This window comes from Ruminococcus hominis (genome assembly GCF_014287355.1).
In the GTDB taxonomy this organism is placed as follows: Bacteria; Bacillota; Clostridia; order Lachnospirales; family Lachnospiraceae; genus Schaedlerella; species Schaedlerella hominis.
On record NZ_JACOPE010000001.1, the window covers coordinates 559999 to 575479 of the forward strand.

Annotated in this window: 13 protein-coding genes and 1 other annotated feature; of the genes, 10 read left to right on the plus strand and 3 right to left on the minus strand. The window is 39.7% G+C overall.

The genetic code is table 11. From position 1 onward, the window contains the following. Positions 1 to 9: 9 nt before the first annotated feature. On the minus strand, positions 10 to 1128 hold the full coding sequence (locus tag H8S40_RS02445) for a DnaD domain protein (RefSeq protein WP_366482172.1): 1119 nt from the start codon (positions 1126 to 1128) through the stop codon (positions 10 to 12). Further along, entirely contained in the window at positions 1125 to 2501 is a 1377-nt protein-coding gene (murC, locus tag H8S40_RS02450; protein WP_186864466.1) for a UDP-N-acetylmuramate--L-alanine ligase, read from the minus strand. Before murC ends, H8S40_RS02445 begins: the two co-directional genes overlap by 4 nt. Before the next feature lie 214 nt (positions 2502 to 2715). On the opposite strand from murC, the gene H8S40_RS02455 reads away from it, so the two are divergent. Genes H8S40_RS02455 through spoVG form a run of 3 tightly spaced genes read left to right on the plus strand, consistent with a single transcriptional unit; the run spans position 2716 to position 5436 of the window. Then, the gene (locus tag H8S40_RS02455) at positions 2716 to 3990 is read left to right on the plus strand and encodes a glucose-1-phosphate adenylyltransferase (RefSeq protein WP_117990223.1); all 1275 of its coding nucleotides are present in this window, start codon (positions 2716 to 2718) and stop codon (positions 3988 to 3990) included. Next, the gene (glgD, locus tag H8S40_RS02460; protein WP_117990224.1) at positions 3987 to 5105 is read left to right on the plus strand and encodes a glucose-1-phosphate adenylyltransferase subunit GlgD; all 1119 of its coding nucleotides are present in this window, start codon (positions 3987 to 3989) and stop codon (positions 5103 to 5105) included. Before H8S40_RS02455 ends, glgD begins: the two co-directional genes overlap by 4 nt. Positions 5106 to 5151: 46 nt before the next feature. Beyond that, entirely contained in the window at positions 5152 to 5436 is a 285-nt protein-coding gene (spoVG, locus tag H8S40_RS02465) for a septation regulator SpoVG (protein WP_118688319.1), read from the plus strand. A 93-nt stretch (positions 5437 to 5529) separates the two neighbouring features. Here the strand turns inward: spoVG and H8S40_RS02470 are convergent, their stop codons facing one another. Beyond that, entirely contained in the window at positions 5530 to 6198 is a 669-nt protein-coding gene (locus H8S40_RS02470) for an RluA family pseudouridine synthase (RefSeq protein WP_186864467.1), read from the minus strand. Positions 6199 to 6314: 116 nt separating this feature from the next. Between H8S40_RS02470 and H8S40_RS02475 the strand changes: the two genes are divergently transcribed. From H8S40_RS02475 to tuf, 7 genes are all read left to right on the plus strand, one after another. Then, the gene (locus tag H8S40_RS02475; RefSeq protein ID WP_117990226.1) at positions 6315 to 7592 is read left to right on the plus strand and encodes a 5-bromo-4-chloroindolyl phosphate hydrolysis family protein; all 1278 of its coding nucleotides are present in this window, start codon (positions 6315 to 6317) and stop codon (positions 7590 to 7592) included. A gap of 33 nt (positions 7593 to 7625) precedes the next feature. Beyond that, positions 7626 to 8771, plus strand: coding sequence for a toxic anion resistance protein (locus H8S40_RS02480; RefSeq protein WP_186864468.1), 1146 nt, complete (start codon positions 7626 to 7628; stop codon positions 8769 to 8771). Between the two features lie 182 nt (positions 8772 to 8953). Next, positions 8954 to 9156: a binding site (T-box leader), on the plus strand. A gap of 113 nt (positions 9157 to 9269) precedes the next feature. Then, complete coding sequence (gene proS, locus H8S40_RS02485; RefSeq protein WP_022074830.1) at positions 9270 to 10712, plus strand: proline--tRNA ligase; 1443 nt, start codon at positions 9270 to 9272, stop codon at positions 10710 to 10712. A gap of 235 nt (positions 10713 to 10947) precedes the next feature. After that, the gene (gene rpsL / locus H8S40_RS02490) at positions 10948 to 11367 is read left to right on the plus strand and encodes a 30S ribosomal protein S12 (RefSeq protein ID WP_117990228.1); all 420 of its coding nucleotides are present in this window, start codon (positions 10948 to 10950) and stop codon (positions 11365 to 11367) included. A gap of 199 nt (positions 11368 to 11566) precedes the next feature. Next, positions 11567 to 12037 carry a 30S ribosomal protein S7 gene (rpsG, locus tag H8S40_RS02495; protein WP_207667541.1) on the plus strand — a complete coding sequence of 157 codons (471 nt, stop codon included), beginning with the start codon at positions 11567 to 11569 and terminating at the stop codon, positions 12035 to 12037. Positions 12038 to 12049: 12 nt separating this feature from the next. Beyond that, positions 12050 to 14167 carry an elongation factor G gene (gene fusA / locus H8S40_RS02500; protein ID WP_186864469.1) on the plus strand — a complete coding sequence of 706 codons (2118 nt, stop codon included), beginning with the start codon at positions 12050 to 12052 and terminating at the stop codon, positions 14165 to 14167. Between the two features lie 124 nt (positions 14168 to 14291). Further along, a complete protein-coding gene (gene tuf, locus H8S40_RS02505) occupies positions 14292 to 15479 on the plus strand; it encodes an elongation factor Tu (protein ID WP_022074418.1) in 1188 nt (395 codons plus the stop codon). Positions 15480 to 15481 lie beyond the last annotated feature (2 nt).

Genomic DNA, 15481 nt, shown 5'->3' on the forward strand with positions numbered 1-15481 from the left:
CTACTCCTTCTAATTACTGTTTAATAATTGTTCTTCTAATGAATCCATATCATAAGCACGTCGCTCAAAATTATTCAGGTTTTTTGTGATTGGCTTAGATTTTGATACGTTTCTTCGTGCCTGTTTTTCTTTTTGGAACACGGTATCCAATGCAGTAATGTCATTTAAGTGGTGTACATTGTTCTGCTGCCAATGTTCTAAAATTGTATCTGTATATTCAAAACTTGGCTGATGCGTAGCGGAAATTGTACGTCGGCAGGCCTCTTGAACAATATCAAGAGAAAATCCCATCTCATCAGTCCATTTTTTAATATAGACAAGCTCAGAGTCGGCTGGCCCACGGTTTTTGATACCGAATGCATTTAATACAGTATAGCAGTTTTTATTATAATTAGCAGAATTACGCCGTGCCTGTTCTACACTTGTAATACCTTCATCAGCCCACGATAAAGCAACCTTTTGGATGTAATGGATACTTTTATGTCCGCTTTCTACACAAGATTCAATCAGGTACTCGATCAGTCTGGCTGACATACCTAAATCTTTATAGAAATATGTAATTGCTTCGACATCTGTATGAGATAAAGTTTTTCCAAGATACTGTTCTGCGATGAATAAAAGTGATCTTAACTCTTTCTTTTCCATCGAAGAATCAGAAGCGTGTTTATTTTTGTGCGACACAGTATCTTTAGGTGCTGTTGCAGGCTCTTGTTTAGGTACTTTAGCTTTCACAGGAGTCTCATCACTATCAGCTGTGATGGAAACTTCCTTGGATGCAGTTGCAATCGAAGAAATGCTTTCTTTACTGATATTGTTTGACGGAGATTGTCCTGCCTGCAGGAGTTCAATTCCGGAAACGCTATGTTCACAATCGTACTCGATCCTTAGCAGTTCGTTACTTTCCCAATAACGGAAGGCACGCAAAATATCATTCTCCGTATTATTCAAACAATCCGCAATGCCGGAAATGGTAAGGCTCATAGAAGAATCCTCCATATGCCTCAGCAAAAAAAGATAAACTTTTACAAACTCACCATTTGCGGTAGCCATATAATTGTCAATAAAATAATTAGAGACAAGAGTGGCATTGCTTTGAAAATGATTGGATAATTTTATTGCATTCATCATTTTAACAAATCTTCTCCGATATTTACAACATCTCCGGCACCCATTGTGATCAGGAGATCACCTGCAGAGCAGTGCTCTTTTAAGAAATCTTCAATCTCTGCAAAACTTGGAAAGTAATAAGCATCTGTACCAAGCTTTTTCACTTCTTCTGCAAGAGCCTTGGAAGAAACACCAAGGTTGTCCGTCTCACGTGCGGCATAAATATCAGCAAGTACCAGATGGTCTGCGTGAGAAAGTGCTTCTGCAAATTCATTGAAAAACGCTTTTGTACGTGTGTAAGTATGAGGCTGGAATACACACCACAGTTCGTTGTGTGGGTAATGCTTTGCAGCCTTTAAAGTTGCTTTAATCTCTGTTGGATGATGTGCATAGTCATCAACAATTGTAATGCCGTCCAAAGTGCCCTTGTATTCAAAACGACGGTCTGTTCCGGAGAATGAGAGCAGTCCTTTTTCAATAATAGGCATTGAAATGTTCAGAAGCTTTGCAGTTGCAATCGCAGCTAAAGCATTTGAAACATTATGGTCTCCGGTTACAGAAAGCTGGATATGGTCTGTGATAGTTCCTTTCTCTACAAGGTCAAATGCAACACAGCCTTTTTCGTTGTAGCTGACATTCTGAAAACTATAATCTGCATCAGCGGAAGAACCGTAAGTAATCACATTACAAGATAACCCGGCAAAAATTTCTTCATAATTCTGAATGTCATGGTTGATGATCAAAGTTCCATCTTCCGGCAAAAGTGCTGCAAACTGATGGAAAGAATGACGAATATCTTCCAGGTCTTTGAAGAAGTCCAAATGATCTTCTTCAATGTTCAGAATGATTCCGATTGTCGGGAAGAAATGAAGAAAACTATTCGTGTACTCACAGGCTTCCGTGATAAATGTTTCAGATTTTCCTACACGGATATTACCTCCGATAGCCTGAAGAATACCGCCTACAGAAATCGTAGGGTCAACATCTCCTTCCAATAAAATATGAGAAATCATAGATGTCGTTGTAGTTTTGCCATGTGTACCGGATACAGCGATAGATGTATCATAGTTTTTCATTAACTGGCCAAGTAATTCCGCACGAGTCAGCATAGGAATCTTGCGGGCAACAGCTTCCATTAATTCTGGGTTGGCCTTGTTGATCGCAGCAGTGTAAACAACACACTGAATACCATCGATAATATTCTCCGCCTTCTGACCGTAGAAAATGTGCGCACCATGTTCTTCGAGCTGGCGGGTAAGCGGAGACTCTTTTGAATCAGAACCAGTAACAGTAAATCCTTCTTCCAGTAAAATCTCTGCGAGACCGCTCATACTGATACCGCCAATTCCGATGAAATGGATGTGAATTGGTTTTTCAAAATCGATCTTATACATAAATTAGGTACCTTCTTTTACTTTTTTTTCAAAAAGAGTCATAAAAAGACTCTATCCATTATATTATACTATATATGGAGAAAATTTAAAGAAGTTCTTTTTGGTGAAAATAAATAAAAAGAGTTAAATTTCCTTTATGAATTTGTAAAAAACGTGCACATGAAATAAAAAGTATGATATAATAAGTGCATCTAACTAGAAATGAGGTGACTACATGATTAAAAAGGAAATGATTGCCATGCTCCTTGCGGGTGGACAAGGCAGTCGATTGGGGGTTCTTACAGCGAAAGTAGCAAAACCAGCAGTTGCTTTTGGCGGCAAGTACCGAATTATTGATTTCCCGTTAAGTAACTGTATTAATTCGGGTGTAGACACAGTAGGTGTGTTGACACAGTATCAGCCATTACGTTTGAATACACATATTGGTATTGGTATTCCTTGGGATTTGGATCGAAATGTAGGAGGCGTATCAATTTTACCGCCGTATGAAAAGAGTACAAACAGTGAGTGGTATACCGGTACTGCAAACGCGATATATCAGAACTTAGAGTACATGGAGTCTTATAATCCGGACTATGTATTGATCCTTTCAGGTGATCATATATACAAGATGGACTATGAGGTTATGTTGGATTATCACAAGGCGAATAAAGCAGATGTAACAATTGCAGCTATGCCGGTTCCAATGGAAGAGGCAAGCCGTTTCGGTATTGTAGTGACAGATGATGACGGAAGAATCAAAGAATTTGAAGAAAAGCCGGAGCATCCAAGCAGCAATCTTGCATCTATGGGTATTTACATATTCAGTTGGCCGGTGTTAAGAGATGCTTTGATTAAATTATCAGAGCAGCCGAATTGTGATTTTGGTAAACATATCATTCCATATTGTCATGAAAAAGGAGACAGGCTTTTTGCTTATGAATATAATGGCTACTGGAAAGATGTCGGTACATTAAGTTCATATTGGGAAGCAAATATGGAGTTGATTGATATTATTCCTGAATTTAATCTTTACGAAGAATTCTGGAAGATTTACACAAATAGTTCTAACATTCCACCGCAGTATATTTCAAATGACGCTGTTGTGGATCGTTGTATTATTAGTAATGGAACAGAGGTATATGGCGAGGTACATAATTCTGTGCTGGGAGCCGGAGTAACAATCGGAAAAGGCAGCGTGGTTCGTGACTCTATTATTATGAGAGATGTTATGATTGGCGAGAATTGTGTGATTGAGAAAGCCATTATAGCTGAAGATACGGAAATCGGTAATAATGTAGTCATTGGTGTTGGAAGTGAGGTTCCAAACAAAGTAAAACCAAATATTTATAGTGGCGGGCTTGCCACGATCGGAGAAAAATCAAAGATTCCGTCAAATGTTCAGATCGGAAAGAATACCGCCGTTAGTGGTGTGACATCCATAGAAGATTACAGTGATGGAGTGCTTGCAAGTGGAGAGACATTAATAAAGGCAGGTGAGCGAGTATGAGAGCAGTAGGAATTATTCTGGCAGGCGGAAACAGTAGAAAGATGCAGGAACTGACAGAAAAACGTGCAGTGGCTGCTATGCCGATCGCAACCAGTTACCGTGCAATTGATTTTGCATTGAGTAATATGACAAATTCCAAAATACAGAAAGTTGCCGTATTGACACAGTATAATGCAAGATCATTGAATGAACATTTGAATTCATCAAAATGGTGGAATTTTGGAAGAAAACAAGGCGGATTGTATGTGTTTACGCCGACAATCACATCAGATAATGGATATTGGTATCGTGGAACAGCAGATGCAATTTATCAGAACTTAGATTTTCTGAAAAAATGTCATGAACCATATGTTGTTATTACATCAGGAGATGCAGTATACAAGTTGGATTATAACAAAGTATTGGAATATCATATTGCTAAAAAAGCAGATATTACAGTGGTTGTTAAAGAACTGAGCGAGAATGAAGATGCAACACGTTATGGTACAGTACGGATGAATGAATCTGCAAGAATCGAAGAATTTGAAGAGAAGCCGATGATTGCTCATTCTCAGACAGTTTCTACAGGAATTTATGTGATGAGAAGAAGACAGCTTATCGATTTGATCGAACGTTGTGCAGAAGAAGAACGTCACGATTTTGTAAATGATATTTTAATTCGTTACAAAAATCTGAAGAAGATTTATGGATATAAAATCAGCAACTACTGGAGTAATATTTCAACAGTAGATGCATATTACAAGACAAATATGGACTTCTTAAAACCAGAAGTCAGAGACTATTTCTTTAAACAGTTACCGGAGATATATTCTAAGGTAAGTGACTTGCCACCGGCGAAGTATAATCCTGGAGCAGTAGTTAAAAATAGTCTTGTAGGAAGTGGTAGTATTATCAATGGTACGATTGAAAATTCGGTTATTTTTAAGAAAGTTTATGTTGGAAATAATTGTGTGATCAAGAATTCAATTATATTAAATGATGTATACCTTGGAGATAATACTTATATTGAAAATTGTATTGTTGAAAGCAGAGATACAATCCGTGCAAATACCAGACATATTGGTGAGAATGGTGTCAAGGTAGTTGTTGAGAAAAATGAAAGATATGCCTTATAAAGAAAAGTGTTAATAGAATCATGCAGACGAGAAAGGAGACTGGAATATGCAGATCACAGATGTGCGCGTTCGTAAAGTCGCAAAAGAGGGAAAATTAAAGGCAGTTGTATCCATTACATTTGATGATGAATTTGTTGTACATGACATCAAGGTAATTGAAGGAGAAAAAGGTTTATTTATTGCGATGCCAAGCAAGAAAGCAATGGATGGGGAATATCGCGATATAGCACATCCAATTAATTCAGGTACTCGTGACCGAATCCAGAGTACAATTTTAGAAAAATACAAACAGGTTTTGGAAGAAGAACCGGAGGCAGCAGTAGAAATCTAATTTCATTAAACGAATAAAGACGACATGCAGCACAGAGTGAGAACGTGTTGCATGTCGTTTTAGTTTGTGGCGCAATCCGAAAGAAATGTAGAACTAAAGATTTACAGCATAATAGGTTTCGGGCAAAAGAAACTCCAAATGTTTATGCGTGCTAGGATGTTTTAAAGTCAGCCGGCAGGCAAATAACTGTAATCCGCGAAAACCGGAAGAGGGATCTTCCGCAGTTCCATATTTGCGGTCGCCGATAATAGGACAACCAAGATGCGACATCTGTACGCGAATCTGATGGTGTCGGCCTGTTTTTAAAGTGATTTCAGCAAGTGTAAAAGCATCTTTTTGTTGCAATACATTGTAATGTAATTCTGCTTTTTTTGCTCCTGGAGTGTCAGGTTTACAAACGGAAGAAGTGTTTGTACGTCCATTTTTTACAAGATAATCTATGCAGTCTCCTTCGTCAGCCGGGAGATGACCAGAAAGCCAGGTACGATAATATTTTCCAAATCCTTCTGACTGAAGCTGGTGATTTAATTCTTTTGCTGCAAAAGGTGTTTTTGCAAAGACAAGCAGCCCGGTGACAGGCTGGTCTAAACGATGAATAACGGCAAGGTAAGGAGGCTGTTTGCTCTTTGTGTTGTGAGCAATGTGATTTTTTAAGATACTTACCATATCCGGTGAACCAATGCGTTTACTTTGTGTTGCGATTCCGGCAGGTTTAACACATACGATTAATTCGGAATCTTCATATATAATTTCTGGCTTCATAATATCTATCCCCTGTTCTTGACTTTTGGCAATATTCTGTCTAAACTGATTATCATATAAAAGAATCATCAGGTCAAGAGAGAGTATAATCCTTTTGAGAAGGAGTAGATGGAAAAATGAAAAATCAAGATTGGGAAAGGTTTGGGGAAGATATAAAAAGAAGTGTGCAGGATGCCGTGGATTCAGGAGATTTCAGTAGATTGAACCAGACAATAACGAATACAGTAAATGGAGCTGCAGATGCATTTGCGGACACAATGCGTAATGTGGGTGATCGGGTAAATCAGAATCGTAGACCACGTTACGGAGAAACTTTTTATGGAATGCCTCAATACGAAAAAAAGACACAACAAAAAAGAGCGAACAGTCAGGAGGGGCAAGTAAATAATAGATATTCAACAGGAGGTTTTGTGACTCCGACAAAGCCTATGCTATATAGAAGTACCAGTGCAGCAAAAGTTGGTGCGATTGTGATGAGTGTATGCGGATACATGATGTCGGGATTTAATTTCCTTGTCTGTATTTCAGCGGTTATAGCACTGGTGGTGGGAGTATCTAATAAGGCAGGAGTACTTGCGGTAGCAATCATATTTGGGATACTTGGGATAGCGACGACATTGATCGGCGTGGCAGGTACGAAAAAAATAGGCGGGATCAAACGTTTCCGACAGTATCTACAGACAATGGGTGGAAAAGAATATTGTGATATACGTAAATTGGCAGAGTATGTTGGGAAAAATGAAAAATATGTTTTGAAAGATATAAAGAACATGATACGGAGAGGCTGGTTTATTCAAGGACACTTGGATACCCAGGAAAAATGTCTTATTTCAAGTCATGATGCGTATCGTCAATATACTGATATGATGGAACAGCAACAAGAACAAAAGGATACGTTAGAAAGACAGCAAAAAGCGGCGGAGGAAGAGCGTAAAAAGAAAGAAGAAAAAGGACTTACGCCGGAAGTACAGGAGATTGTTGAGGCGGGAGAAGAGTATATACGCAAAATTCATGAAAGTAATGATGCAATTCCGGGAGAAGAAATTTCAGCAAAGATTTCCAGAATGGAGATGCTGGTTGATAAAATATTTGACCGAGTAGAGGAAAATCCGGAAACGGTAGGAGATTTACATCGTTTGATGAATTATTATCTTCCGACAACGGTGAAGCTTTTAGAAGCATATGAAGAACTGGACAGACAGCCAATTCAAGGAGATAATATTTTATCTTCAAAAGATGAAATCGAAAAAACGCTGGATACATTGAATATTGCGTTTGAAAAACTGTTGGATGCAATGTTTCAGGATACGGCGTGGGATGTTGCCAGTGACATTTCTGTGTTGAAGACGATGCTTGCACAGGAAGGACTGACAGAGGACGGACTTAAAAAATAAAAAAATGGTTGCGAAAAGAAAAGAGGAAATGTTATGGAAAATAATTTTAAAGATTTTGATACAACGCCTACATTGACATTAGATCCATTTCAAACAGCAGAAGAGAAACAAGAACCGGCTGTGGTAGAAGAAAAGAAAGAAGAAGTTATAGCGGAAGAAAATGTTTTGTCAGAAGAAGAAAGGCAGATGGCGGAGAAATTTGCAGAGCAGATTGATCTTACAAATTCTAATATGATTCTGCAGTATGGAGCAGGCACACAAAAGAAGATGGCGGATTTTTCGGAAAGTGCACTGGAGAATGTGAGAACAAAAGATCTTGGCGAAGTGGGTAATTTGTTGAGCGGTGTAGTAAAGGAACTGAAATCTTTTGATGAAGAGGAAGAAAAAGGATTTCTGGGAATATTTAAGAAAAGCTCAAACAAGCTCACAGCAATGAAAACAAAGTATGCCAAGGCAGAGACGAATGTAAATCAAATATGTAAAGTGCTGGAATCACATCAGGTTCAGCTTATGAAAGATGTTGCACTTCTGGATAAGATGTATGAATTGAATCTTACTTATTATAAAGAATTAACTATGTACATTGTAGCCGGAAAGAAAAAATTAAATGAAGTCAGAAACGGAGAACTTCAGGATTTGTTACAGAAAGCACAGGCAACAGGGCTTGCAGAAGATGCACAGGCGGCGAAAGATTTAGATTCTATGTGTAATCGCTTTGAAAAGAAATTACATGATCTTGAGCTGACTCGCCAGATTTCGATGCAGACAGCACCACAGATCAGACTGGTACAGGGAAATGATACGTTGATGGTAGAAAAAATCCAGTCGACGATTGTGAATACAATTCCGTTATGGAAGAGTCAGATGGTACTTGGGCTGGGAGTAGAACATTCTGCACAGGCGGCTGCAGCACAGCGTGAAGTGACAAATATGACAAATGAACTGTTGAAGAAAAATGCAGAGAAATTAAAGATGGCAACGATAGATACAGTGAAAGAGTCGGAGAGAGGAATCGTTGATATCGAGACATTAAAACAGACAAACGAATCCTTGATCTCTACATTAGATGAGGTGATGCATATTCAGCAGGAAGGCCGTGAAAAACGAAAAGCAGCGGAGCAGGAGATGCAGAAACTGGAGTTGGATTTGAAACAAAAATTGTTGCAGATCCAGAAGTAATAAGAGGTGGAAATGCAGTTACTGTTCACTCCCGTGTCAATCACTACGCTGATTGACACGGAGGATGCACGTTTTACCTTGAACGGCATCTCGCCCATCGCCAAAGGCGATTTAAAATGGCGAGATGCGTTTGCCTATCTTGACATTTTTGGGTAATTCGGGTAAAATTGCAACGATATGTGATATGAGCGTTGAACAGGGTTAGTATATGTTGGAGACGGCACAGAGAGGGAATCATTTGCTGGGAGATTTCTGCGGAGATAATATAGAACCTGCCTGGGAGCTTCTGTATGAAAGTACAGCGTAAGTCAGCGTTAATGACAGATAAAGAGAATCACAACAGTGGTTAATTAGGGTGGTACCGCCGAGAACTTCGGTCCCTTTTCGTTTGGAAGGGAATGGAAGTTCCCGGCGTTTTTTATTTCCGAAGGCAGGTGCATTTTTAGAAATGAAAAATGTATTCCGATAAAAATAAAATAAAAAGAAAGGAAAGCAGCAATGGCAAAAGAAAAGAAATTAGTACAGTCAATTACAGCAAGAGATGAGGATTTTGCACAGTGGTACACAGATGTTGTACGCGAAGCAAAGTTATGTGATTATTCAGGAGTAAAAGGATGTCTGAATTATCTTCCGAATGGCTATGCAATCTGGGAAAATATCCAGGCAAATCTTGATAAGAGATTTAAAGAAACAGGAGTGCAGAATGTATATCTTCCTGTTTTGATTCCAGAGTCATTACTTCAGAAAGAGAAAGATCATATTGAAGGTTTCGCACCGGAAGTTGCATGGGTAACAAAAGGTGGCGAAGAGCCTCTTCAGGAGAGATTCTGTATCAGACCTACATCAGAAACATTATTCTGTGATGTATGGAGCAAGACAGTGCAGTCTTATCGTGATCTTCCAAAGGTTTGGAATCAGTGGTGCTCTGTATTGCGTTGGGAAAAGACAACAAGACCATTCCTTCGTTCAAGAGAATTTTTATGGCAGGAAGGTCATACGATCCATGCAACATATGAAGAAGCAGAAGAACGTACATTAATGATGCGTGATGTATACAAAGATTTTGTAGAAAATGATCTTGCTATTCCGCTTGTTACAGGAAAGAAAACACCAAGCGAGAAATTTGCAGGAGCAGAAGATACTTATACAATTGAAGCACTGATGCATGACGGAAAAGCTCTGCAGTCAGGTACAAGCCATTTCTTTGGAAATGCATTTGCAGATGCTTATGGAATCAGTTACTCAGATAAAGAGAACAAGCTTCACAGTGTATATGAGACATCATGGGGATTGTCTACACGTATTATTGGAGCAATCATTATGGTACATGGTGATGACAGTGGTCTGGTACTTCCACCACACATCGCACCGGTTCAGACAAGAGTAGTTCCGATTGCCCAGCATAAAGAAGGTGTCTTAGACAAAGCAAATGAATTACTTGCAGCATTAAAGGCAGCAGGATATCGTGCAGAGATTGATGATTCAGAGAAGAGCCCTGGATGGAAGTTTAGTGAGCAGGAGATGCTTGGAATCCCTACACGTATTGAAATCGGACCAAAAGATATCGAAAACGGACAGGTTGTTATTGTACGTCGTGATACAAGAGAAAAGATTGTGGTTGCTTTAGATGAAATCGAAACAAGATTGTCAGAAATTCTTGAAGACATTCAGAAAGCACTTTTTGAGAAAGCAAAAGCGTTTAGAGATTCACATATTCACACAGCAACAAACATGGATGAGATGAAAGACATCGCTGAAAACCAGATTGGATTTATCCGTGCAATGTGGTGTGGAGATGATGCTTGTGAAGAAGCAATCAAAGACCAGACAGGCGGGGTGACATCAAGATGTATTCCAGAAGAACAGGAAGAAATTTCTAATGTATGTGTATGTTGCGGAAAACCTGCTAAACATATGGTATATTGGGGAAAAGCATATTAAGATTTACTGCATCCTCCGTGTCAATCACCTTATTGGTTGGCACGGAGGATGTACATTTTAAAATAATGCTGAAAACCCCTTGACTTTTCGCTGAAAACATACTAAACTAACAAGCGTGCACACGAGCATACTATGTTTTTGTGCGCTAAATTACAAAAGATAATATGAATTTATTATCTGCAACCCCTCATTCTCATAAGAGATGAGGCAACGAAATCATAGGAGGTGAAAAAGAATGCCAACATTTAACCAGTTAGTTAGAAAAGGACGTCAGACTTCTGAAAAGAAATCTACAGCACCAGCTCTTCAGAAAGGATACAACTCACTGAAGAAACGTGCAACTGATGTATCTGCACCACAGAAAAGAGGTGTTTGTACAGCAGTTAAGACAGCTACACCTAAAAAACCTAACTCAGCTCTTAGAAAGATCGCCAGAGTTCGTCTTTCTAACGGAATCGAAGTAACAAGCTATATCCCAGGAGAAGGACACAACCTTCAGGAACATAGTGTTGTTCTTATCCGTGGAGGAAGAGTTAAGGACCTGCCAGGTACAAGATACCACATCGTTCGTGGAACACTTGATACAGCAGGAGTTGCTAAGAGAAGACAGGCTCGTTCTAAATACGGCGCTAAGAGACCAAAAGACGCTAAATAATAGAACGCCTTAGCAAAGATTGTAACTAAACAGTTAAATCGTATCACAAACAGAACTATGATTAATCGTAGGTTGCGGATTTTATAGAGTCCGGCGGCCACGAGCACATGCAATGCGATTTCCATAGAGAGACACATGTGAGTACCGATGAATTAATCCCGGCGTAATGCCGAAAATCATGATTAAGGAGGGAAGGACCGTGCCACGTAAAGGACATACTCAGAAAAGAGATGTATTAGCGGATCCAATATACAACAATAAAGTTGTTACCAAACTTATCAACAACATCATGCTTGATGGTAAGAAAGGTGTAGCACAGAAGATTGTATACGGAGCATTTGAGAGAGTTGAAGAGAAGGCTGAGAAGCCAGCAATCGAAGTATTCGAAGAGGCAATGAACAACATCATGCCAGTACTTGAGGTAAAAGCAAGACGTATCGGTGGAGCTACTTACCAGGTACCTATCGAAGTTAGAGCTGACAGAAGACAGGCTCTTGCACTTCGCTGGATCACATTGTATTCACGTCAGAGAGGCGAGAAAACAATGGAAGAAAGACTTGCAAATGAAATCCTGGATGCAGCTAATAACACAGGAGCATCTGTGAAGAAGAAAGAAGATATGCATAAAATGGCAGAGGCTAATAAAGCATTTGCTCATTATAGATTCTAATAGGAGGCTACAATGGCTGGAAGAGAATATCCATTAGAGAGAACTAGAAACATTGGTATCATGGCTCATATCGATGCCGGTAAGACTACACTGACAGAGCGTATTCTTTACTATACTGGTGTTAACTATAAAATTGGTGATACTCATGAAGGTACTGCTACTATGGACTGGATGGAACAGGAGCAGGAAAGAGGTATCACAATTACTTCAGCCGCTACAACATGTCATTGGACATTGGAAGATCACACAAAGCCAAAGGCTGGTGCTCTGGAACATCGTATCAATATCATTGATACTCCGGGACACGTTGACTTCACTGTAGAGGTTGAACGTTCACTTCGTGTACTTGATGGTGCTGTAGGTGTTTTCTGTGCTAAAGGTGGTGTAGAGCCACAGTCAGAAAACGTATGGCGTCAGGCAGACACATACAATGTACCAAGAATGGCGTTCATCAATAAGATGGACATTCTTGGAGCTGATTTCTACAATGCTGTAGAACAGATTAAAACAAGACTTGGTAAAAATGCAATTTGTCTTCAGTTGCCAATTGGTAAAGAAGATGAATTCAAAGGAATCATTGATTTGATGGAAATGGAAGCTTATATCTACAATGATGAGAAGGGCGAAGATATTTCTGTTACAGAGATTCCGGAAGAAATGAAAGATGAAGCAGAACTGTACCACACAGAGTTGGTAGAGAAAATCTGCGAGCTTGATGATGATCTTATGATGATGTATCTGGAAGGTGAAGAACCATCTATTGATGATCTGAAAAAAGTTCTTCGTAAAGCTACATGCGAGTGTACAGCAGTTCCAGTATGTTGCGGTACAGCATATAGAAACAAAGGTGTTCAGAAACTTCTGGATGCTATTATCGAATATATGCCAGCTCCAACAGACATTCCTCCAATCGAGGGTGTTGATGAGGATGGTAACGAAGTTGTAAGACATTCTTCAGATGAAGAACCATTCTCAGCTTTGGCATTCAAGATTATGACAGACCCATTCGTAGGTAAGCTTGCTTATTTCCGTGTGTATTCTGGATCTATGAACTCAGGTTCATACGTATTGAATGCAACAAAGAATAAGAAGGAACGTGTTGGACGTATCCTTCAGATGCATGCTAATAAGAGACAGGAACTTGACAAAGTATATGCAGGTGATATCGCAGCTGCTATCGGATTTAAATTCACTACAACAGGTGATACAATCTGTGACGAGCAGCATCCTGTAATTCTTGAGTCTATGGAATTCCCAGAGCCTGTTATCGAGCTTGCTATCGAGCCTAAGACAAAAGCTTCCCAGGGTAAACTTGGTGAATCTCTTGCTAAACTGGCTGAAGAAGATCCTACTTTCCGTGCTCATACAGATCAGGAAACAGGACAGACAATCATCGCTGGTATGGGTGAGCTCCACTTAGAGATCATCGTTGATCGTCTTCTTCGTGAGTTCAAGGTAGAAGCTAACGTAGGTGCACCACAGGTTGCTTACAAAGAGTCTATCACAAAAGCTACAGATATCGACAGCAAGTATGCTAAACAGTCTGGTGGACGTGGACAGTACGGACACTGTAAAGTTAAATTCGAGCCAATGGATGTCAACGGTGAGGAGACATACAAGTTTGAGTCTACAGTAGTTGGTGGATCAATTCCTAAGGAATACATCCCAGCTGTAGGCGAAGGTATCGAAGAAGCTATGAAATCTGGTATCTTGGGAGGATTCCCGGTAGTTGGAGTTCATGCTACAGTATATGATGGTTCATACCATGAGGTCGATTCAAGTGAAATGGCATTCCATATTGCAGGATCTCTTGCATTCAAGGATGCTATGAAACAGGGAGCACCAGTTCTTCTGGAGCCTATTATGAAGGTTGAAGTAACAATGCCAGAAGAATACATGGGAGATGTTATCGGTGATATCAACTCTCGTCGTGGACGTATCGAAGGTATGGATGATCTTGGCGGCGGTAAGATCGTTCGTGGATATGTTCCATTGTCAGAAATGTTTGGATACTCTACAGACCTTCGTTCTAAAACACAGGGACGTGGTAACTACTCAATGTTCTTCGAGAGCTATGAGCCAGTACCAAAGTCTGTACAGGAAAAAGTATTATCAAACAAAAACGCATAAATTGTTATAAAAACGCTTGAAAATCGGCCGGCTTTGAAATATAATCAAAGTTAGCCGAGTATAAAAGCGGATATAATAAGTAAATGCCTGAATTCAGGTTATATTTTCAAGGAGGACATTCAAAATGGCTAAAGCTAAATTTGAAAGAAACAAACCACATTGTAATATTGGTACAATCGGTCACGTTGACCACGGTAAAACAACTCTGACAGCTGCTATCACAAAAGTTCTGTCTGAAAGAGTTGAAGGTAACGCAGCTGTTGATTTCGAGAACATCGATAAAGCTCCAGAAGAAAGAGAGCGTGGTATCACAATTTCTACAGCTCACGTTGAGTATGAGACAGCAAAACGTCACTATGCACACGTTGACTGCCCAGGACATGCTGACTACGTTAAAAACATGATCACTGGTGCTGCTCAGATGGATGGAGCTATCCTTGTAGTAGCTGCTACAGATGGTGTTATGGCTCAGACAAAAGAGCATATCCTTCTTTCTCGTCAGGTTAACGTACCATACATCGTTGTTTTCTTGAACAAATGTGATATGGTTGATGACGAAGAGCTTATCGAATTAGTAGAGATGGAAGTTAACGAAGTACTTGAAGAGTATGAATTCACAGATTGCCCAATCATCAAAGGTTCAGCTCTGAAAGCTCTTGAAGATCCAATGGGACCATGGGGAGACAAGATCATGGAACTTATGGATACTGTAGATGAGTACATCCCAGATCCAGAGCGTGATACAGACAAACCATTCCTTATGCCAGTAGAGGACGTATTCTCTATCACAGGACGTGGTACAGTTGCTACAGGTAGAGTAGAGCGTGGTACACTTCACGTTTCTGATGAAGTAGAAATCATCGGTATCCATGAGGACGTTAAGAAAACTGTTGTAACAGGTATCGAGATGTTCCGTAAACTTCTTGATGAGGCTCAGGCTGGAGATAACATTGGAGCACTTCTTCGTGGTATTCAGAGAACAGAAATCGAAAGAGGACAGGTTCTTATCAAACCAGGTACAGTAACATGCCACAAGAAATTTACATGCCAGGTTTACGTATTAACAAAAGATGAAGGTGGACGTCATACTCCATTCTTCAACAACTATCGTCCACAGTTCTACTTCAGAACAACAGACGTAACAGGTGTTTGCGAGCTTCCAGAAGGAATCGAAATGTGCATGCCTGGAGATAACGTAGAGATGACAGTTGAACTGATTCATCCAGTAGCTATGGAAGAAGGACTTCGTTTCGCTATCCGTGAAGGTGGACGTACAGTAGGTTCTGGTACAGTAGCTAAAATTATTGAGTAATC